General features: G+C 65.8%; 20 protein-coding genes. 13 read left to right on the forward strand and 7 right to left on the reverse strand.

All coding sequences use genetic code 11. The annotated features are described in order from the left end of the window. Positions 1-90 precede the first annotated feature (90 nt). The 3 genes from alaS to ACE3Q6_RS11865 all read left to right on the forward strand — a co-directional run bounded on the left by alaS (position 91) and on the right by ACE3Q6_RS11865 (position 3,939). Positions 91-2,745, forward strand: coding sequence for an alanine--tRNA ligase (alaS, locus tag ACE3Q6_RS11855; RefSeq protein WP_374432446.1), 2,655 nt, complete (start codon positions 91-93; stop codon positions 2,743-2,745). Between the two features lies 1 nt (position 2,746). Next, on the forward strand, positions 2,747-3,037 hold the full coding sequence (locus ACE3Q6_RS11860) for a DUF1330 domain-containing protein (protein WP_374432447.1): 291 nt from the start codon (positions 2,747-2,749) through the stop codon (positions 3,035-3,037). A gap of 107 nt (positions 3,038-3,144) precedes the next feature. Next, a complete protein-coding gene (locus tag ACE3Q6_RS11865) occupies positions 3,145-3,939 on the forward strand; it encodes a class II glutamine amidotransferase (protein WP_374432448.1) in 795 nt (264 codons plus the stop codon). Positions 3,940-3,942: 3 nt separating this feature from the next. Here the strand turns inward: ACE3Q6_RS11865 and ACE3Q6_RS11870 are convergent, their stop codons facing one another. From ACE3Q6_RS11870 to ACE3Q6_RS11880, 3 genes are all read right to left on the reverse strand, one after another. Continuing rightward, positions 3,943-4,416, reverse strand: coding sequence for a hypothetical protein (locus ACE3Q6_RS11870; protein WP_374432449.1), 474 nt, complete (start codon positions 4,414-4,416; stop codon positions 3,943-3,945). 40 nt (positions 4,417-4,456) lie between these two features. Beyond that, the gene (gene typA, locus ACE3Q6_RS11875; RefSeq protein WP_374432450.1) at positions 4,457-6,274 is read right to left on the reverse strand and encodes a translational GTPase TypA; all 1,818 of its coding nucleotides are present in this window, start codon (positions 6,272-6,274) and stop codon (positions 4,457-4,459) included. Between the two features lie 155 nt (positions 6,275-6,429). Continuing rightward, positions 6,430-7,053 (reverse strand): YitT family protein, encoded by a 624-nt coding sequence (locus ACE3Q6_RS11880; protein ID WP_374432451.1) that lies wholly within the window; start codon positions 7,051-7,053, stop codon positions 6,430-6,432. A gap of 156 nt (positions 7,054-7,209) precedes the next feature. Here ACE3Q6_RS11880 and ACE3Q6_RS11885 point away from each other — a divergent pair, with 156 nt between their 5' ends. After that, a complete protein-coding gene (locus ACE3Q6_RS11885) occupies positions 7,210-7,755 on the forward strand; it encodes a dihydrofolate reductase family protein (protein ID WP_374432452.1) in 546 nt (181 codons plus the stop codon). Positions 7,756-7,827: 72 nt separating this feature from the next. Here the strand turns inward: ACE3Q6_RS11885 and ACE3Q6_RS11890 are convergent, their stop codons facing one another. The 4 genes from ACE3Q6_RS11890 to ACE3Q6_RS11905 all read right to left on the reverse strand — a co-directional run bounded on the left by ACE3Q6_RS11890 (position 7,828) and on the right by ACE3Q6_RS11905 (position 10,717). Continuing rightward, a complete protein-coding gene (locus ACE3Q6_RS11890) occupies positions 7,828-9,042 on the reverse strand; it encodes an NADP-dependent isocitrate dehydrogenase (protein ID WP_374432453.1) in 1,215 nt (404 codons plus the stop codon). A 165-nt stretch (positions 9,043-9,207) separates the two neighbouring features. Then, complete coding sequence (locus tag ACE3Q6_RS11895; RefSeq protein WP_374432454.1) at positions 9,208-9,792, reverse strand: HD family hydrolase; 585 nt, start codon at positions 9,790-9,792, stop codon at positions 9,208-9,210. Further along, positions 9,789-10,058, reverse strand: coding sequence for a hypothetical protein (locus ACE3Q6_RS11900; RefSeq protein ID WP_374432455.1), 270 nt, complete (start codon positions 10,056-10,058; stop codon positions 9,789-9,791). Before ACE3Q6_RS11900 ends, ACE3Q6_RS11895 begins: the two co-directional genes overlap by 4 nt. Further along, positions 10,058-10,717 (reverse strand): alpha/beta hydrolase, encoded by a 660-nt coding sequence (locus ACE3Q6_RS11905; RefSeq protein WP_374432456.1) that lies wholly within the window; start codon positions 10,715-10,717, stop codon positions 10,058-10,060. The genes ACE3Q6_RS11900 and ACE3Q6_RS11905 overlap by 1 nt, the downstream gene beginning before the upstream one ends. Before the next feature lie 163 nt (positions 10,718-10,880). Between ACE3Q6_RS11905 and ACE3Q6_RS11910 the strand changes: the two genes are divergently transcribed. Genes ACE3Q6_RS11910 through ACE3Q6_RS11950 form a run of 9 tightly spaced genes read left to right on the forward strand, consistent with a single transcriptional unit; the run spans position 10,881 to position 19,962 of the window. Further along, positions 10,881-11,342, forward strand: coding sequence for an Rrf2 family transcriptional regulator (locus tag ACE3Q6_RS11910; protein WP_374432457.1), 462 nt, complete (start codon positions 10,881-10,883; stop codon positions 11,340-11,342). Beyond that, positions 11,339-12,382: a cysteine desulfurase family protein gene (locus ACE3Q6_RS11915; RefSeq protein ID WP_374432458.1), complete on the forward strand. Its 1,044-nt coding sequence runs from the start codon at positions 11,339-11,341 to the stop codon at positions 12,380-12,382. The genes ACE3Q6_RS11910 and ACE3Q6_RS11915 overlap by 4 nt, the downstream gene beginning before the upstream one ends. An 11-nt stretch (positions 12,383-12,393) precedes the next feature. Continuing rightward, a complete protein-coding gene (gene sufB, locus ACE3Q6_RS11920; protein WP_374432459.1) occupies positions 12,394-13,914 on the forward strand; it encodes a Fe-S cluster assembly protein SufB in 1,521 nt (506 codons plus the stop codon). Positions 13,915-13,921: 7 nt separating this feature from the next. Further along, entirely contained in the window at positions 13,922-15,601 is a 1,680-nt protein-coding gene (locus ACE3Q6_RS11925; protein WP_374432460.1) for a glycosyltransferase family 2 protein, read from the forward strand. A gap of 17 nt (positions 15,602-15,618) precedes the next feature. Further along, the gene (sufC, locus tag ACE3Q6_RS11930; RefSeq protein WP_374432461.1) at positions 15,619-16,374 is read left to right on the forward strand and encodes a Fe-S cluster assembly ATPase SufC; all 756 of its coding nucleotides are present in this window, start codon (positions 15,619-15,621) and stop codon (positions 16,372-16,374) included. After that, positions 16,374-17,669, forward strand: a complete 1,296-nt coding sequence (gene sufD, locus ACE3Q6_RS11935; protein WP_374432462.1) for a Fe-S cluster assembly protein SufD — start codon at positions 16,374-16,376, stop codon at positions 17,667-17,669. The genes sufC and sufD overlap by 1 nt, the downstream gene beginning before the upstream one ends. Before the next feature lie 10 nt (positions 17,670-17,679). Further along, complete coding sequence (locus tag ACE3Q6_RS11940; RefSeq protein ID WP_374432463.1) at positions 17,680-18,159, forward strand: YIP1 family protein; 480 nt, start codon at positions 17,680-17,682, stop codon at positions 18,157-18,159. A gap of 14 nt (positions 18,160-18,173) precedes the next feature. After that, positions 18,174-18,749 (forward strand): YIP1 family protein, encoded by a 576-nt coding sequence (locus tag ACE3Q6_RS11945; protein ID WP_374432465.1) that lies wholly within the window; start codon positions 18,174-18,176, stop codon positions 18,747-18,749. Then, positions 18,742-19,962, forward strand: coding sequence for a cysteine desulfurase (locus ACE3Q6_RS11950; RefSeq protein WP_374432466.1), 1,221 nt, complete (start codon positions 18,742-18,744; stop codon positions 19,960-19,962). Before ACE3Q6_RS11945 ends, ACE3Q6_RS11950 begins: the two co-directional genes overlap by 8 nt. The last annotated feature ends 20 nt before the right edge of the window (positions 19,963-19,982 follow it).

Below are 19,982 nucleotides of genomic sequence, written 5' to 3' on the forward strand. Positions count from 1 at the left end.
TTGAGCGAAAGGCTGACCCGTGGACAGGCCCCGCGGGGGGGGCTACATGGGGGACCGAATTTCCGTTTTCGCCCGAAGGACCGCCCCCACATGGCCTCGCTGAACGACATCCGCTCCACCTACCTGGACTTCTTCCGCCGGAACGACCACCGGGTGGTGGACTCATCGCCCCTGGTGCCGCGGAACGACCCGACGCTGATGTTCACCAACTCGGGCATGGTGCAGTTCAAGAACCTCTTCACCGGCGTCGAGACGCGGGACTACAAGCGCGCCACGACCGCCCAGAAATGCGTGCGGGCCGGGGGCAAGCACAACGACCTTGACAACGTGGGCTACACCGCGCGGCACCATACCTTCTTCGAAATGCTGGGAAATTTCTCCTTCGGCGACTATTTCAAGGAACAGGCCATCGCCTTCGCGTGGGAGCTTCTGACCAAGGACTTCGGCCTGGCCAAGGACAAGCTTCTGGTCACCGTCTACCACACCGATGACGAGGCCGCGGGGATCTGGAAGAAGGTCTCGGGCCTGACCGACGACCGGATCATCCGCATCGCCAGTGACGACAACTTCTGGCGCATGGGACCGACGGGTCCTTGCGGCCCCTGCACGGAAATCTTCTACGACCACGGCCCGTCGATCTGGGGCGGCCCTCCGGGGTCGGCCGAAGAGGATGGCGACCGGTTCATCGAGATCTGGAACAACGTCTTCATGCAGAACGAACAGTTCGCCGACGGGCGGCTGGTTCCCTTGGAGATGCAGTCGATCGACACCGGCATGGGGCTGGAACGGATCGGGGCGCTGCTGCAGGGCAAGCACGACAACTACGACACCGACCTGATGCGCAGCCTGATCGAGGCCAGCGCGAACGTCACCAGCCAAGACCCTGACGGGCCGGGAAAAATCCACCACCGCGTGATCGCCGACCACCTGCGGTCGACCTCCTTCCTGATCGCTGACGGCGTGATGCCCTCGAACGAAGGCCGAGGCTACGTCCTCCGCCGCATCATGCGCCGCGCGATGCGCCACGCCCACATGCTGGGTGCCCAGGACCCGGTGATGCACCGCCTGGTCCCGGCACTGGTCCGCCAGATGGGCGGTGCCTACCCGGAACTCAGCCGCGCCCAGTCGCTGATCGAAGAGACGCTGCGGACCGAGGAGACCAAGTTCAAGCAGACCCTCGACCGCGGCCTGCGGCTTCTGGACGACGAACTGTCCGGCCTTGCCGAAGGCGCGGCTCTGCCGGGCGCGGCGGCGTTCAAGCTTTACGACACCTACGGCTTCCCGCTCGACCTGACCCAGGACGCGCTGCGCGAGAAGGGGCGTGAAGTTGACGTCCAGGGCTTCGACGCGGCGATGGCGGAACAGAAAGCCAAGGCCCGCGCGGCCTGGCAGGGCACCGGGGCTGCCGGGGACGCGAAGATCTGGTTCGACCTGGCGGAAGAGCATGGCGTGACCGAATTCCTCGGCTACGACACCGAGACGGCCGAGGGCGTGATCACCGCGCTGGTCCGTGACGGCGCGGCGGTCGGCGATGCGCAGACCGGCCAGACCGTCCAGATTGTCGTCAACCAGACCCCGTTCTACGCCGAATCCGGCGGCCAGGTGGGCGATGCGGGCCTGATCCGCACCCAGACCGGCACTGCCGAAGTGACCGATGTGAAGAAGGCTGCCGGGGTCTTCATCCACATTGCAAAGGTCACGGAAGGCACTGTTCTGAAAGGACAACCGGCAAAGCTGGAGGTCGCGCACAGCCGCCGCTCGGCGATCCGCGCCAACCATTCGGCGACGCACCTGTTGCATGAGGCGCTGCGCCGGACCCTCGGCGATCATGTGGCCCAGCGGGGCTCGCTCAACGCCGCCGACCGGTTGCGCTTCGATTTCAGCCATTCGGCGGCGATCTCCGCCCCGGACCTGCAAACCATCGAAGCCGAGGTCAACGCCTTCATCCGCCAGAACTCGCCCGTCGAGACCCGGATCATGACCCCCGACGACGCCCGTGCCATCGGCGCGCAGGCGCTGTTCGGGGAGAAATATGGCGAGGAAGTCCGCGTCGTCTCGATGGGTACGCTGGACGGCTCGGGCAAGGGCACGGACGGCAAGACCTACTCCCTGGAACTCTGCGGCGGCACCCATGTCACCCGCACCGGAGATATCGGGTCCATGGTCATCCTGTCAGAAAGCGCGTCCTCGGCCGGCGTCCGCCGGATCGAGGCACTGACCGGGCAGGCCGCGCTGGACCACTTGCGCCAGCAGGACGCACGGCTGAACGACATCGCGGCGATCATCAAGGCCCCGGCCAGCGAGCTTGCCGACCGCATTCGCGCGCTCTTCGAGGAACGGAAGGCGCTGGCGAACGAGGTCGCGCAATTGCGCCGCGAGGTGGCGATGGGCGGCAAGGCCGCAGGCCCGGAAGCCAAGGAAATCAACGGAGTGAAGTTCGTTGCTCAAGTGCTTTCGGGCGTCTCGGGCAAGGACCTTCCGGCGCTGATCGACGAGATGAAGGCCCGCCTCGGTTCGGGTGCGGTGCTGCTGATTGCCGACACCGGCGCGAAACCTGCCGTGGCCGCAGGCGTCACCCAGGACCTGACCGCGAAGCTCTCCGCCGTGACGCTGGTCAAGGCCGCAGCCGAAGCCCTTGGCGGCAAGGGCGGCGGGGGCCGTCCCGACCTCGCACAAGCCGGGGGCGCGGATATCGCCCAGGCCGATGCGGCCATCAAGGCGGCCGAAGCCGCGATTGGAGCCTGAGATGCCCACCGCCCTCTGGATCGCCCACGTCCACGTCACCGACACCGAGGCCTACGCGAAATACGCCAAGGGCGCGACCGAGGCCATTGCGGCTCACGGCGGCGTCTTCCTGGCCCGCGGTGGCCGCTATGTCCAGCTGGAAGGCAACGACCGCCCGCGCAACGTCGTCGCCCGCTTCCCGAGCCTGGAGAAGGCGGTGGAGTGCTACAACTCCCCCGCCTACCAGGCCGCCTTGGCCTTTGCGAAGGGCGCCAGCACCCGGGACCTGATGGTCGTCGAGGAGATCGAGTAAGGTTTTCCTCAAATTGTCGGCACTGACTTCCCCGGCCTGTTCGATTTCTGCTAGACTTGCGGAAAAAGAAGGGCCGGGCAGATGATCCATTCGACGAGGGCAGGCTGATGTGCCGCTGGGCCGCCTACACCGGCGCGCCGATCTTCCTGGAGGAGATCGTGAGCCGCCCCGGTCACTCGCTGATCCACCAGTCGCACTGCGCCACCCAATGCCACACGGCGATCAACGCCGATGGCTTTGGCATCGCCTGGTACGGCGCGAAGCCTGAACCCGGCCTTTTCCGCGACGTCCTGCCGGCCTGGTCGGACCCGAACCTGAAAAGCCTGACAGCGCAGGTCCAGTCGCACCTGTTCCTCGCCCATGTCCGCGCCTCGACTGGCACTGCCACCAGCCGCAACAACTGCCATCCCTTCACGCATGGCAAGTGGAGCTTCATGCACAACGGCCAGGTCGGCGGCTATGACGCCTTCCGCCGCGATGCGGACATGATGATCCCAGAGCATCTTTATCCGCACCGCAAAGGCGCGACCGACAGCGAGGCGCTTTTCCTGGTGGCCTTGGCCGAGGGGCTGGATGCCGACCCCCGTGGTGCCCTGGAGCGGGCGGCGGCAAGGTTCATCCGCCTCGCCCGCCAGAAGGGCACGGCCCCGCATCTGCGGATGACGGCGGCCTTGTCGGACGGCCAGCGCCTCTATGCCGTGCGCTACGCCACCGACGACGCGGCGCCATCGCTCTATCACCGCTGGTCCGACAGCCGGCAGGGCAGGGCGGTGGTCTCCGAACCCCTGGAAGCCGAGGAGCACGGCTGGGAGGAAGTCCCGCCCGCCAGCTTCTGCACCTTCGACGGCGAGACTGCGATGGTCGAGGATTTCCTGCCCTGCAGGCTGGCTGCCGCGGCCTGACTGCTACACCGACCGGCCCAAGGCCGATGCCAGGCGGGCCGCCAATTGCTCGGCTCCGGCGGGATCGCGAAAATCCTCGGATACCAAGGGCTTCGAGCCCTTGAGCCCCACCGTCACGCGCCAGGTGGCCGGCCCCTCGCTCCACTCATGCCGCTCGACCCGGATCGGACCCAGAGCCTCTGGTGGAAGCCGGTTGGCGCTGCGGCGCAGAGGACTCTCATGATGAAGCACGATACCCTCCGGCCCGATGCGGAGCACGACCGAAGGCCCGAAGATCGCCGCGGCAAGCAAAGCCATGCCTATGCCGGCAGCCCCCAACCCGATGATCCAGAACACCGGCGACACCAGGGAGAGGGAGGCAAATCCCGGCCAGAGGTCCCAGATCGGGAAGACAGCGACGCCGAGGCCAATTACGCCCAGCACCATCCGCTTGGCGGTGGAGTGCACATTGGCAAGCTCGACGGTCGTCTCTGACATCGCCCGCAGCGTGCCACGGGTTTGTGACAGATTTCTGACGTCACTCCTTCCGCGACGCCCGCTTCCGCTCGTTCGGGTCCAGCTCGCGCTTCCGCAGGCGGATGATCTTCGGCGTGACCTCCACCAGCTCGTCGTCGTCGATATAGGCGATCGCCTCTTCCAGCGACATCTTGATGTGCGGGGTCAGACGGACCGCTTCGTCCGTTCCGCTCGCGCGGACGTTGGTCAGTTTCTTGCCCTTCAGCGGGTTCACTTCCAGGTCGTTGTCGCGGGAGTGCTCGCCGATGATCATCCCGGTATAGACCTGCTCCTGCGGGCCGATGAACATGCGGCCGCGCTCTTCCAGGTTCCACAGGGCATAGGCCACCGACACCCCGGCCTCGGTCGAGATCAGCACGCCCTGCCGCCGGCCCTGGATCGGGCCCTTGTGCGGCGCGTGGCCGTGGAAGATGCGGTTCAGCACACCCGTTCCGCGCGTGTCGGTCAGGAACTGGCCCTGGTAGCCGATGAGGCCGCGCGACGGCACATGCGCGATGATCCGGGTCTTGCCGACGCCCGCGGGCTTCATCTCCACGAGGTCGCCCTTGCGTTCCCCGGTCAGCTTGTCGATGACCGCGCCCGAGTATTCGTCGTCCACGTCGACGATGACCTCTTCGATCGGCTCATGCCGCACGCCATCGATGTCCTTCATGATGACGCGGGGGCGCGAGATCGACAGCTCGAACCCTTCGCGGCGCATGTTCTCGATCAGCACGCCCATCTGGAGTTCGCCGCGGCCCGAGACCTCGAAGGCCTCGCCGCCGGGGGTGTCGGCGACCTTGATCGCCACGTTGACCTCGGCCTCTTTCATCAGGCGGTCGCGGATGACGCGGGATTGGACCTTGTTGCCGTCGCGGCCCGCCAGAGGCGAGTCGTTGATGCCGAAGGTCACGGTGATGGTCGGCGGGTCGATGGGCTGCGACGGCAGCGCCGTGTCCACGTCAAGCGCGCAGAGGGTGTCTGCGACGGTGGCCTTGGTCATGCCGGCCAGCGTCACGATGTCCCCGGCGACGGCCTCGTCGATCGGGGTCTGCGACAGGCCACGGAAGGCGAGGATCTTGGTCACCCGGAACTGCTCCAGCCGCTCGCCATCGCGCGACAGGGCTTTCAGCGTCGTGCCGGTCCCGATGCGGCCGGATTCGACGCGGCCTGTCAGGATTCGGCCGAGGTAGGGGTCGGCGGAGAGGGTGGTGGCCAGCATCGAGAACGGCTCATCGACACGGGCCAGGACCTTCGGGGCGGGGACGTGGCGGACGATCAGGTCGAAGAGGGCCGACAGGTCCTTGCGCGGTCCGTCAAGCTCCATGTCCGCCCAGCCCGCGCGGCCCGAGGCGTAGACATGGGGGAAGTCCAGCTGCTCATCCGTCGCGCCGAGGTTGGCGAAAAGGTCGAACACCTCGTTCAGCGCGCGGTCGGGTTCGGCGTCGGGCTTGTCGACCTTGTTCAGCACCACGATGGGCCGCAGGCCGAGTGCCAGCGCTTTGGTCAGCACGAATTTCGTCTGCGGCATCGGGCCTTCGGCGGCGTCGACCAGAAGGCAGACCCCGTCCACCATCGACAGGATCCGCTCCACCTCGCCGCCGAAGTCGGCGTGGCCGGGGGTGTCGACGATGTTGATCCGGGTGCCGTTCCATTCCACCGAGGTGCACTTGGCCAGGATGGTGATCCCGCGTTCGCGTTCGATGTCGTTGGAATCCATGGCGCGTTCGGAAACCGCCTGGTTGTCGCGGAAGGCCCCCGACTGCTTCAGAAGCTCGTCCACCAGCGTGGTCTTGCCGTGGTCGACGTGGGCGATGATCGCGATGTTGCGCAGTTCCATGGGGTCCGTCCTATAGGGTTGGCGGGGCCTTACAGGGTTTTCCGTCGGCTGGCCAGAGGGGCAAATCTGTCCACGGTGGACAAACCATGGGACCATAAAGATATCAATGGGTTGTCGATCTTCGTTCGGGAAATCTTAACCTTTGACCCGCCCGCTCAGGCCGCAATGTAACGGTCGCGGCGGTGGTTCACGGCGAGAAAGAGCGAAAAGACCGCCGCGCCAAGGAAGCTGTAGGCCAGCGTGTCGAAGGGCATAACAAGGGCCGCAAGACCGAAGATCACCATGTCCGACAGAAGCTGTGCGTGGCCCGCGGGAAAGCCGGTCCGGTCCTGGAGCTCGATCCAGAGGACGGAGAGGCCCCCGAAGCTGCCGCCGTGGCGGATCGCCGCCAGCGCCGCGATGCCGAAGAGAAGGCCGAAGAGGACGGCGGCCACGGCGGGCTCGATCCGGCCAAGCTCTAGCCAGTTCGGCAGAACCGCCACCAGGGCGGAGAGCGCGGCGGTGGTGACAAGGGTCCGAAGGGCAAACCGCGGCCCCAAGCGCTTCCAGGCGAGGCCCAGGAAGGGCAGGGTGACGGCGAAGTAGACGGCGGGGAAGGGCAGGCCGGTGAAATGGGCGATCAGGACGGCAAGCCCCGTGGTCTGTCCCGTGACAAAGCCCATATGGGTCAGGATATGCATTCCAAGGCCCGCCATCGTCACCCCGAAGGCGATCCCCTGCACGTCGTCCACCGCACTGTGGCGCGGGCTTTCGGAAAGCTGGTCGGGACGGTCCGGCATCGGCGGCTCCTGCGAATAAATGGGTCATACAATCTGACCCAAATAAAGTCAATGATTCTGTCCTAAGGCTGCACTACGTTCCCGTAAAGTTCTTGACGCCTTGGCGCTGCACGGCTAGACCGCCCGTCTTTCGCAACGCACCATTGGAGGACGACCATGACCGGGCAATTGCCATCGGCCGAAGTGTTCATTGCCACCAGTCTCGACGGTTTCATCGCACGCCCCGACGGGGACATCCATTGGCTCACCAGCCGTCCGGTGCCGGAGGGCGACGATTTCGGCTATGCGGCCTTCCTGGATGGGATCGGCGCGATGGTTATGGGGCGGGAAAGTTTCGAGAAAGTGCTGACTTTCCCGGAATGGCCCTACAAGACCCCGGTGGTCGTCCTGAGCCGGACGCCGGAGCGCGTGACGGTGCCCGAGGCGCTGAAGGACCAGGTCAGGGTTACCAGCAAACCGCCTCGCGAAGTGCTGGAAGAGCTGGCGGCCGAGGGCGTGAGCCGCATCTACCTCGACGGCGGCCAGACGATCCGGAGCTTCCTGGCCGAAGGGCTTGTCCGGCGGGTGATCGTGACGCTGATCCCGGTGCTGCTGGGGCAGGGCCGTCCGCTCTGGGGCCACGGGGCGGGCGATGTGGACCTGACACTGGTGTCTGCGCGGTCCTGGGGAAACGGGTTCGTGCAGGTGGAGTATCGGGCGTAACGGAAAGGGCCGGAGGTTTCCCCTCCGGCCCCGGATGGTGTGCTGTAGCGCACCCTACGCCAGTGGCACCGTTTACCCCTTCAGCGCCTTGTTCAGGTATTCGTCCACCTTTTCCAGGTAGCCCATGGTGGTCAGCCACTTCTGGTCCGGACCCACCAAGAGCGCTAGGTCCTTGGTCATCCAGCCATCCTCGACCGTCTGGACCGTCACCTGTTCCAACGTCGTGGCAAAGCGCATCAGCGCTTCGTTGTTGTCCAGCGTCGCGCGGTGCTTCAGGCCCCCGGTCCAGGCGTAGATCGACGCGATGGAGTTGGTCGAGGTCTGCTTGCCCTTCTGGTGCTCGCGGTAGTGGCGGGTCACCGTGCCGTGCGCGGCTTCGGCTTCGACGATCTTGCCATCTGGCGTCATCAGGACCGAGGTCATCAGGCCCAGCGAGCCGAAGCCCTGCGCCACGATGTCGGACTGCACGTCGCCGTCGTAGTTCTTGCAGGCCCAGACATAGCCGCCCGACCATTTCAGCGCCGAGGCGACCATGTCGTCGATCAGTCGGTGTTCGTAAGTCAGGCCACGCTTCTTGAATTCCTCGGCGAATTCCTCGTCGAAGACCTTCTGGAAGATGTCCTTGAAGCGGCCGTCATAGGTCTTGAGGATGGTGTTCTTCGTGGACAGATAGACCGGAACGTTCCGCACCAGGCCATAGTTCAGGGACGCCCGGGCGAAGTCGGTGATCGAGTCGTCGAGGTTGTACATCCCCATGTAGACGCCCGCCGACGGGGCCGAGTAGACGTCCTTCTCGATCACCGTGCCGTCGTCGCCGACGAACTTCATGGTGAGCTTGCCCTTGCCCGGGAACTTGAAATCCGTCGCGCGGTACTGGTCGCCAAAGGCGTGGCGGCCGACGACGATGGGCCGGGTCCAATGCGGCACCAGGCGGGGCACGTTCTTGCAGATGATCGGCTCACGGAAGATCACGCCGCCGAGGATGTTGCGGATCGTGCCGTTGGGGGACTTCCACATCTGCTTCAGGCCGAATTCCTCGACCCGCTGCTCGTCGGGGGTGATCGTCGCGCATTTGACGCCGACGCCGTACTGCTTGATGGCGTTGGCCGCGTCGATGGTGATCTGGTCGTCGGTGCGGTCCCGCTCCTCGATCCCGAGGTCGTAGTATTTCAGGTCGATGTCGAGATAGGGCAGGATCAGCTTCTTCTTGATGAAATCCCAGATGATCCGGGTCATCTCGTCGCCGTCGAGCTCGACGACGGGGTTGGCTACCTTGATCTTCGACATTCTCGGCCTCCTGTGGATTCTCTGGCGGCCTCATAGCGGAAAAGCGGGTGCCTGGGAAGGGCCGGTATGCGATTGTATACCGAAATGCCGCAGAGCCTGTGGGGCGGCTTGTCGATGAAAGCGTCACTCCTCGCCGGGGCGCCCTGACCAAGTCGAACGAGGAGTCTACCCGAACCAGGGCCGGGCCTTGGCTTTGACCCACTCCCAAAGCGCAGGAGCGCCCTTGGCGATCTTGGAACCCACCCGGGCCTCCAGTTGGTCGAAGGTCACGTTGTAGGTGGTCCAGGTCCCGCCACCGGACATCAGGTTGGCCATCACCGGCTGCACGCGGTCCAGGCTCTTGGCAAAGCGGGCGTCAGGGGTTTCAGCGGCTTCGAACTCCTCCCACAGCACACGAAGATCGTCCCGGAGGTCATTGGGAAGCAATCCGAAAATCCGGTCCGCCGCCCTGGCCTCGGCAGCCTGCGTCTCCACAGAACCATGCGCCTGGCCGTTCTGCGAATGGATCGGCACGTCGCCGACGTCGATTTCGACCAGGTCGTGGATCAGAAGCATCCGGATCACCCGGTTGATGTCCACCCCCGGCCCGGCCTGATCGGCCAGCACCAGCGCATACAAAGCGAGGTGCCAGGAATGTTCCCCCGAATTCTCCGGCCGAGTGCCATCGACGGTGGTCGTCGCGCGCATGACGTGCTTCAGCCGGTCAGCCTCGTTCAGGAAGGCGAACTGGCGTTCCAGCCGGTCCGTCAATGGCCCATGCCGCCGAAGTCGACCGGGGCCACCGGTTCTTCCTCGACCTCGCCGCGCTTGGCGGCCAGGGCCTGCTGCAGGAACTCGCGCCCCCGGCGTTCGGCAAGCCGCACGCGGATCGAGGTCATGTAGGCCTCCTGGAACGTGGGCGAGGCGGCCATCAGAACCTTGGCCACCTTCTCGTAGAAGCGGTCGTCGCCAAGCTCGGCCTCGGCGGCCAGGACGTCATCGGCCAACTGGTCGGCCATTTCCTGCAGCGTGGCCATCAGCGGGTCGCCTCCGTCATCCTCCGGCGGACGTAGTCGCTGACCGTCTGGATCATCGGCTTCATGTGCGCCTCTTCATCCTTGAAGAAGTGATCCGCACCCTCGATCTCGGAATGGGTGATGGTGATCCCTTTCTGCTCATGCAGCTTGGAGACCAGCGTCTTGGTGTCCTTCGGCGGGGCGACCTTGTCGGCGGTGCCGTTGATGATCAGGCCCGAGGACGGGCAGGGGGCGAGGAACGAGAAGTCGTACAGATTCGCGGGCGGCGCCACCGAGACGAAGCCGGTGATTTCCGGCCGCCGCATCAGAAGCTGCATCCCGATCCAGGCGCCGAAGCTGAAGCCCGCGACCCAGCACTGCTTGGAGTTCTGGTTCATCGCCTGCAGGTAGTCCAGGGCGCTGGCGGCATCCGACAGCTCGCCAATGCCCTGGTCATACTCGCCCTGGCTGCGACCGACGCCCCGGAAGTTGAAGCGCAGGACCGTGAAGCCCAGGTTGTAGAAGGCGTAGTGAAGGTTGTAGACAACCTTGTTGTTCATCGTCCCGCCGTAAGCGGGATGCGGATGCAGGACGATCGCAATCGGCGCGTCGCGGTCCTTTTGCGGATGATAGCGGCCTTCAAGGCGTCCATCGGGGCCGGCGAAGATGACTTCGGGCATTGCACTCTTCTCATGCGGGAGCGATTTCTTGACGCTTTCGCTCGGACAAACTAGAACCGTTCTAAAGCGGGCATGACCCGCCCTTTCGGGGCTTGACTGAGGTAATGCCGCCCGCGCGCGGCGTCAATGTGATTGCGATTCCCCCGTGGGGATAGGAGGCGGGATGAAGCTGTCGACCAAGGGACGCTATGCGATGGTGGCGCTGGCCGATCTGGCGCTGGCGAAAAGCGATGACCTCGTGTCGTTGGCGGCCATTTCCAAGCGGCAGGACATCAGCCTTCCCTACCTTGAACAGCTTTTCGTCAAGCTTCGCCGCGCGGGCCTTGTCGAGGCAGTGCGGGGCCCTGGCGGCGGCTACAAGCTTGCGCGCAGCCCGAACGACATCCGCATCAGTGAAGTGATGGAGGCCGTGGAGGAAACGGTGGACGCGATGCACACCGGGGCAGGGGCTTCGGGCGGGCTGTCCGGGTCCCGCGCCCAGTCGCTGACCAATCGCCTCTGGGAAAGCCTTTCGGCCAACGTCTACGTCTTCCTGCACCAGGTGCGGCTTTCGGACGTGGTGAAGAACGATCTGACCCCTTGCCCCGCCGTCCCCTCGCTTTTCCGCGTGGTGGATGAGGAATGAACCGGACCTACCTCGACTGGAACGCGACCGCGCCCCTCCGCCCCGAGGCGAAGGCGGCGATGGTCGCGGCGATGGAGGTGGTGGGCAACCCCTCCTCGGTCCATGCCGAGGGCCGCGCGGCCAAGGCGCTGATGGAGAAGTCGCGGGCGAAGATTGCTGCCGCGCTGGGGGCCGACGGGGCGGATATCGTCTTCACTTCGGGCGCGACCGAGGCGGCCTCCCTGGCCTGTGCGGGGCGCGGGCTGGTCTGCGCAGCCGTCGAGCACGACGCGGTCGCCGCCTGGTGCGATGCGACTTTGCCCGTTGACGGACAGGGCAGGGTGGCGGTCAGCGATCCCTCCCGGACGGCGCTGCAGCTGGCGAATTCCGAGACCGGCATCCTGCAGGACCTGCCGCAGGGCCTGGCGGTCAGCGACCTGACGCAGGCCTTCGGCAAGGTCCCGATTGCATTCAACTGGCTTGGCTGCGACATGGGCCTTGTCAGCGCGCACAAGCTTGGCGGTCCCAAGGGGATCGGCGCGCTGGTCGTCCGGCAGGGCATCGACATTCCGCCGCAACTGAAGGGCGGGGGGCAGGAAATGGGCCGTAGGGCGGGCACCGAGAACCTGATCGGCATAGCCGGTTTCGCCGCCGCCGCCGAGGCCGCCGCGCGGGATCTGGCCAACGGCGTCTGGGACGAAGTGGCCGAACTTAGAAATATTCTAGAATCGGAGTTGTCGGCTGCGGCAAAAGAAACTATTTCCGTCGGGAATGGTTTGCCTAGACTGCCGAACACGCTCTGCCTGATTGCCCCCGGCTGGAAAGGGGAGACTCAGGTCATGGCGATGGACCTGGCCGGTTTCGCCGTCTCGGCGGGCTCGGCCTGTTCCTCGGGCAAGGTGCGGGCCAGCCGTGTCCTGACCGCGATGGGCTTTTCGGAAGCCCTTGCCGGGCAGGCGATCCGGGTCTCCATCGGCCCGGGGGTGACGAAAGACGACGTGCTGCGGTTCGCCCGGGTGTGGGCCGCCGCCTATGCCAAGGCCCGCGCGCGGGCTGCCTGAAAGGAAAACCGATGAACGTCTTGGAAACTGTCGACGGAACCGAGGTGCGCGAAGGCGTGGACCGCGAGACGATCGAGACCGTCCAGGCGATGGCCGGCAAGTACAAGTACGGCTGGGAAACCGAGATCGAGACGGAATATGCGCCGAAGGGCCTGAACGAGGACATCGTGCGCCTCATCAGCCAGAAGAACGGCGAGCCTGCATGGCTCCTCGACTGGCGGCTCGACGCCTTCCGCCGCTGGCAGAAGATGGAAGAGCCCCGCTGGGCGATGCTGAACTACCCGGAAATCGACTACCAGGACCAGTATTACTACGCCAAGCCGAAGAGCATGGCGCAGAAGCCGAAGTCCCTGGACGAGGTCGATCCGAAGCTTCTGGCTACTTACGCGAAACTTGGGATTCCGCTGAAGGAACAGATGCTTCTGGCCGGAGTTGAAGGTGAAGCGGAGCCCCGCAAGGTGGCGGTGGACGCCGTGTTCGACAGCGTCTCGGTGGGCACGACCTTCAAGGCCGAACTTGCAAAGGCGGGGGTGATCTTCTGCTCGATCTCCGAGGCCGTACGGGAACACCCGGAGCTGGTGAAGCAGTACCTGGGCTCCGTCGTCCCTCCCACGGACAACTTCTTCGCGACGCTGAACAGCGCCGTCTTCTCCGACGGCTCCTTCGTCTACATCCCCAAGGGCGTGAAATGCCCGATGGAGCTGTCGACCTACTTCCGCATCAACGCCGAAAACACCGGCCAGTTCGAACGCACCCTGATCGTCGCCGACGAAGGCTCTTACGTCAGCTACCTTGAAGGCTGCACCGCGCCCAAGCGCGACACCAACCAGCTGCACGCCGCCGTCGTGGAAATCGTGATCCTGAAGGACGCCGAGGTGAAATACTCCACCGTCCAGAACTGGTATCCGGGCGACGAGAACGGGCTGGGCGGGATCTACAACTTCGTGACGAAGCGCGCCGATTGCCGGGGCGACCGGGCCAAGGTGATGTGGACGCAGGTGGAAACCGGGTCCGCGATCACCTGGAAGTACCCCTCTTGCATCCTGCGCGGCGATGACTCTCAGGGCGAGTTCTACTCCATCGCCATCGCCAACAACGCCCAGCAGGCCGATACGGGGACGAAGATGGTCCACCTCGGCAAGCGGACGAAGTCGCGGATCGTGTCGAAGGGGATCAGCGCAGGCCGGGCGCAGAACACCTATCGGGGGCTGGTTTCCATGCACCCCAAGGCCAAGGACAGCCGCAACTACACCCAGTGCGACAGTCTCCTGATCGGCGACAAATGCGGGGCGCACACGGTGCCCTACATCGAAGTGCGCAACAATTCCTCGCGCGTCGAACATGAGGCGACCACCTCGAAGGTGGACGACGACCAGCTCTTCTACTGCCGCTCGCGCGGGATGGACGAGGAAGAGGCCGTCGCCCTTGTGGTGAACGGCTTCTGCAAGGAGGTCCTGCAGGCCCTGCCGATGGAATTCGCGATGGAGGCGCAAAGCCTGGTCGCGATCAGCCTGGAAGGCTCGGTCGGCTGAACCCTTCATGGCCCAGGCGCTTGCACATGCGGAACCGGACGCGGAACGGCCCGAGGTCGTTCTGGTCTCGGCCATGCGCAACGAGGGGCCCTTCGTGCTGGAATGGCTGGCCTACCACCGCGTGATCGGCGTGGACAGCGTGGTCATTGTCTCCAACGGATCAACGGACGGCTCGGATGACCTGCTGGAGGCCCTGGCCAGGGCAGGAGAGATCACTTTCCTGCGCACCGCGCCCGGCCATGGCGTAGCCCCGCAGGAAGCCGCCGTGCAGGCCTTTGAAGCCGAGGTCGGATATCGCCCCGACACCTGGTATCTCTGGCTCGATGCCGATGAATTCCTCAACGTCCACGTCGGCGACCGGACCGTCCAGGCCCTCGTGGCGCGTCTGGGCCAGGCGGATGGGCTGATGCTCAACTGGCGGCTCTTCGGATCGAACGGCAACGACAGCTTTTCTGGCCGCCATCTGTCCGAGGATTTCGTCGGCGCGTCCAAGCTGGGCTTTGTTGCCAACCTGGAGACAAAACCCCTGTTCCGCGCGGGCCGCAGGTTCGCCGGCTTCTCGGCCAATTCCACAGGCCTGCCGCGTCTGGTCGAAGGGGCGGAGGTCACACCCGACGACTGCCTTGCCGGCAATGGCAAGCCCTTGGACCCCCGGAACCCGCGCACCGCGCCCTGGCTTGCCCGGCAGCCCTACACGGGCCGCACGAACCTTTCCTCGCGGCGCGAATTCGGCTGGGACCTGGCGCAGATCAACCATTACTCGGTCCGCACGCCGGACCACTTCCGCCTGAAGGCGTCACGGGGCAGGGGGATGGTCTCGACCGGCCCGCGCCGCCCGAACCTGCGCCACACGCCCGCCTATTTCGACCGTTTCGACCGCAACGAGGCCGAGGACCGGACGATCCTTCACTGGGAAGCGGCCGTCACGCGGGAAATCGACCGGCTCATGGCATTGCCGGGCGTGGCCGATGCCAAGGCCCGCGTCGACAGTCTGGTCCGGGCGGCCTTGGACGAGATTGCCATGAAAACAGGGGAGCTCCGGAACGAAGGGGTTCTGGCGCCGTCAACAAGGGTCATGCGCGGCATGGACGCAGAGATGGAACAGGAGACCGAGGAGCTCAGCTTCACGCTGACCTTCGCCCCGAAAGAGCGCCGGTTCCTCGTGCGCCACTACGAGGCGGCCGGGACGATCCTTGAATACGGCAGCGGCGGCTCGACGGTGCTTGCAGCAGAGCTTGGCAAGACGGTGTTCAGCGTGGAAAGCGACAAGGACTGGGCCGAACGCATGGCCAACCACGTCGCCTCTTTGTCGGACAAGGCGCATGTCCACTGGGCCGATGTCGGCCCGACCGGCCCTTGGGGCGTCCCGATGAAGCCGCGCGAGTTCCGCAAGTTCCACGGCTATGCCCTGTCGGTCTGGGACCGGCCGGATTTCGTCGAGCCCGACCTGGTGCTGATCGACGGGCGGTTCCGCGCCTCCTGCCTGGTTGCCGTGCTCCTTCGCGCGACGAAGCCCGTCACGGTGCTTTTCGATGACTACCTCAGGCGGCGCTACTACCACGGGGTCGAGCGCCTGGCCCGCAAGGAAGAAATGGTGGGCCGCATGGCCCGCTTCACCGTCACCCCCGGCGCGATCCCGCCCGACATGGCCACCCAGGCCATCGGCTGGTTCACCGATCCGCGCTGACGCAGAAGGACATAAAAATGCTGGAAATCAACAACCTGCACGTAAAACTTGAGGACGAGGACAAGGTGATCCTCCGTGGGGTCGACCTGAAGATCGGCCCGGGCGAGGTCCATGCCATCATGGGTCCGAACGGGTCGGGCAAGTCGACCCTGTCCTATGTGCTCTCCGGCCGCGACGGCTATGAGGTGACGGAAGGCTCCGCCACTCTGGACGGGCAGGAGCTTCTGGAGATGGAACCCGAGGAACGCGCCGCGGCGGGTCTTTTCCTGGCCTTCCAGTACCCGGTCGAAATCCCCGGCGTCGGCAACATGACCTTCCTGCGCACCGCCGTTAACGCGCAGCGCAAGGCGCGCGGCGAGGAAGAACTGTCCGCAGGCGACTTCCTGAAGGTTGTCCGCGAAAAGGCCAAGACCCTGAAGATCGACGCCGATATGCTGAAGCGCCCGGTCAATGTCGGTTTCTCCGGCGGCGAGAAAAAGCGCAACGAAATCCTGCAGATGGCCATGCTGGAACCCCGCATGTGCATCCTGGACGAGACCGATTCCGGCCTCGACGTCGACGCGATGAAGCTTGTCTCGGATGGCGTGAACGCGCTTCGCAGCGAGGGGCGGTCCTTCCTGGTCATCACCCACTACCAGCGGCTTCTCGACCACATCAAGCCGGACGTCGTGCACATCATGGCCGCGGGCCGGATCATCAAGACCGGCGGGCCGGAGCTGGCGCTGGAAGTCGAACAGAACGGCTATGCCGACATCCTGAACGAGGTGGGCTGATGGCACTGCCCAAGGCAAAGGAAGACACGCTGGCCGCCCGGCTGGCCGCGCTGGACCTGCCGGCGGGCAAGGGGTGGCTTGCCACGGCCCGCACCGACGCGCTGGCCCGGCTGCGCGCCATGGGCCTGCCCGCCCGGCGCGACGAATACTGGCGCTACACCGATCCGGCCAGCCTGAATGCGCCCGAGGCGCCGGTGGCTGTCCGTTTCGAACCGGGGGACGAGGCCGCCCCCTTCGATGGCATGGACCGGCTCAAGATCGTCTTCGTCGACGGGGTCTTCGATCCTGCTTCCTCGGACGACCTGAGCCTGTCCGGCGTCACCGTCGAACGGCTGGCCGAGGCGGGGAACAAGGACATCCATTGGGCGCAAGGCACCTATGGCGTCCTGGAGGCCCGGGGTCAGTCGCCGGTTGCGCGCCCCTTCGCGGCCCTGAACTCGGCCTTCGCGACCGACGGCGTGCTGATCCACGTCACGGGCAAGGCGGCCAAGCCGGTCTCGCTGGTCTACGTCCATGACTCCGACACGTCGGATGCGATCCTGCATCACTGCATCAAGCTGGAGGCCGGCGCCGAGCTGACGCTTCTGGAAAATGGCCCGGCCGCCGCGCGCTTCTCCAAGGTGATGGAGGTGGACGTGGCCGACGGCGCGCAGTTCCACCATGTCCGCATCCAGGGCCGCGATCACCAGCGCCGCGCGGTGACGCATATCTTCGCCCGCCTCGGCAGCCGGTCCGAGATGCGGTCCTTCACGCTGACCGCCAACGGCCGCCTGACCCGCAACGAGGCGGTGGTGGAACTGGCCGGGGCCGAGGGCCGCGCCCACCTTGCAGGCGCCACGGTCGGGGACGGCGACTTCCACCACGACGACACCGTCTTCATCACCCATGCGGCCGAGGCCTGCGAAAGCCGCCAGGTGTTCAAGAAGGTCCTGATGAACGGCGCGACCGGCGTTTTCCAGGGCAAGATCCTGGTGAAACCCGGCGCGCAGAAGACAGACGGTTACCAGATCAGCCAGTCGCTCCTCTTGGACGAGGACAGCCAGTTCCTCGCCAAGCCCGAGCTGGAAATCTACGCCGACGACGTGAAGTGCAGCCACGGCTCCACTTCGGGGGCCATCGACGAGACGGCGCTCTTCTACCTGCAGTCGCGCGGCGTGCCGCGGCGGACGGCGCAGGCGCTGCTGGTGCTCGCCTTCCTGGCCGAGGCGATCCAGGAGATCGCGGACGAGACGATCGCCGAGGATATCATCGGCCGGCTGGAACGCTGGCTGGCCCGCCACGGCACGAAAGGATGAGGGGCCGGGGATGACCGTCTCGACGGACATGGTGGCCACATGGCGCCGCCCGCGCGAGGTGCTGCGTCGGCACCTCGCCCGCGGCCGATCCGAACCCTTTGCATTCAGCCTGCTTCTGGTCTTCCTGATCCTCGCCTTCGTCGGCCAATGGCCCATTGCCGCCCGGGCCGCCTTCCTTGCGGGTGAGCCTTCGGCGCTGCCCCGGATCCTTGCGACGGCCTACGGGGTCCTGATCCTGATCCCGGTCGCCTATGCGGTCGCGGCGCTCTCCCGGCTTCTGGGACGGGCATTCGGCGGGCAGGGAAGCTGGTATTCGGCCCGCATCGCGCTTTTCTGGGCGCTGGCGGCGATCGGCCCGCTTCTTTTGCTGCAGGGGCTGGTCGCCGGGATGATCGGCCCCGGTCCGGCCCTGTCGGCGGTGACCTGGATCGGCGGCCTGGCTTTCCTGTGGCTTTGGGCCACGCTCCTGCACGAGGCGGAACGCGGATGACTCTTGGCGCGCGCATGGCCGAGCTGGCTCGGATGACCCTTAAGGACCCGCAGCGGGCCGCGCGGGCGCTTCTGGCCGAAGGCGTGCCGCTGGGCGCCCGAAGCGCTGGCCTCCTGCTGGTGGCCGTCCTTTCGGCGCTTCTGGCAAGCCTGCATGTCGGAAACCCCGAAGGCCTGGACCCGTTCAGCGCGCTGATGCTCGGCAGCCCGATTCAGGCGGCAGTGTTCCAGTGGCTCTTCCTGGCCGCGACCGTGTTCCTCATGCACCGGGTGGGCCGCGCTTTCGGTGGGCGGGGCAGCTTTGCCGACGCGCTTCTGGTCGTCGTCTGGCTGCAGCTGATCATGCTGGGCTTCCAGCTGCTGCAATTCGTGCTCATGCCCATCTCGCCCGATGTCGCAGGCCTCGTCGGGCTGGTCAGCTTCGGGATCTACCTCTGGCTCATGACCGTCTTCATCGCCGAGCTGCACGGCTTCACCGCGCGCGGCATGGTCTTCCTGGTCATGCTGCTGACCGCCCTTGCCGCAGGCTTCCTGCTGGCGATGGTGATGATCCTTCTCTTCGGGCCGGAGGCCCTGATAGCCAATGTATGACGTCCAGAAGATCCGCGCCGACTTCCCGATCCTGTCGCGGCAGGTGAACGGCAAGCCGCTCGTCTACCTCGACAACGGCGCCTCGGCGCAGAAGCCCCGCGTGGTGATCGACGCGATGACCCGCGCCTACGAGGGCGAGTACGCCAACGTCCACCGCGGCCTCCACTACCTGTCGAACCTCGCGACCGAGAAGTACGAATCCACCCGCGGCATCCTCGCCCGCTTCCTGAACGCCGGGTCCGAGGAAGAGATCGTCTTCACCACCGGCACGACCGAGGCGATCAACCTCGTCTCCTATGCCTGGGCCGCCCCGCGCCTTCAGCCGGGGGACGAGATCGTGCTGTCGGTGATGGAGCATCACGCCAACATCGTCCCCTGGCACTTCCTGCGCGAACGGCAGGGCGTGGTGCTGAAATGGGTGGAGATCGACGCGAACGGCGACCTCGACCCCCAGGCGGTGATCGACGCGATCGGGCCCCGGACGAAGCTCGTCGCCGTGACCCACATGTCGAACGTCCTTGGCACCGTGGTCGACGTGGCCGCGATCTGCCGCGGCGCGCGGGAAAAGGGCGTGCCGGTCCTCGTCGACGGCTCCCAGGCGGCAGTGCACATGCCGGTCGATGTCCAGGCGCTTGGCTGCGACTTCTATGCCATCACCGGCCACAAGCTTTACGGCCCCTCAGGCTCGGGCGGCATCTACATCCGCCGCGAGCGCCAGGCCGAGATGCGCCCCTTCCTTGGCGGAGGCGACATGATCCGCGAGGTCACCCGCGACACCGTCACCTGGAACGACCCGCCGATGAAGTTCGAGGCCGGCACCCCCGGTATCGTGCCCCAGATCGGGCTGGGCGTAGCGCTTGAGTACCTGATGGGCCTCGGCATGGCCAATGTCGCCACGCATGAGCGCACCCTGCGCGACTATGCCCGTGATCGGCTGGCGGGCCTCAACTGGCTGAACGTGCAGGGGAACTCGGCGGGGAAGGGGGCCATCTTCTCCTTCACGCTGGAAGGGGCGGCCCATGCGCACGACATCTCCACCATCCTCGACAAGCGCGGCATCGCCGTCCGTGCCGGCACCCACTGCGCCATGCCGTTGATGGAGCACCTCGGGATCACCGCGTCCTGCCGGGCATCCTTCGGCCTTTACAACACGGTCGAGGAAGCCGACGCGCTGGTCAGCGCGCTGGAATTGGCGCACGAGCTTTTCGCCTGACGGCAGGGCCAGAAGGCCCC

The organism is Tabrizicola sp., from assembly GCF_041913445.1.
Classification (GTDB): domain Bacteria; phylum Pseudomonadota; class Alphaproteobacteria; order Rhodobacterales; family Rhodobacteraceae; genus Tabrizicola.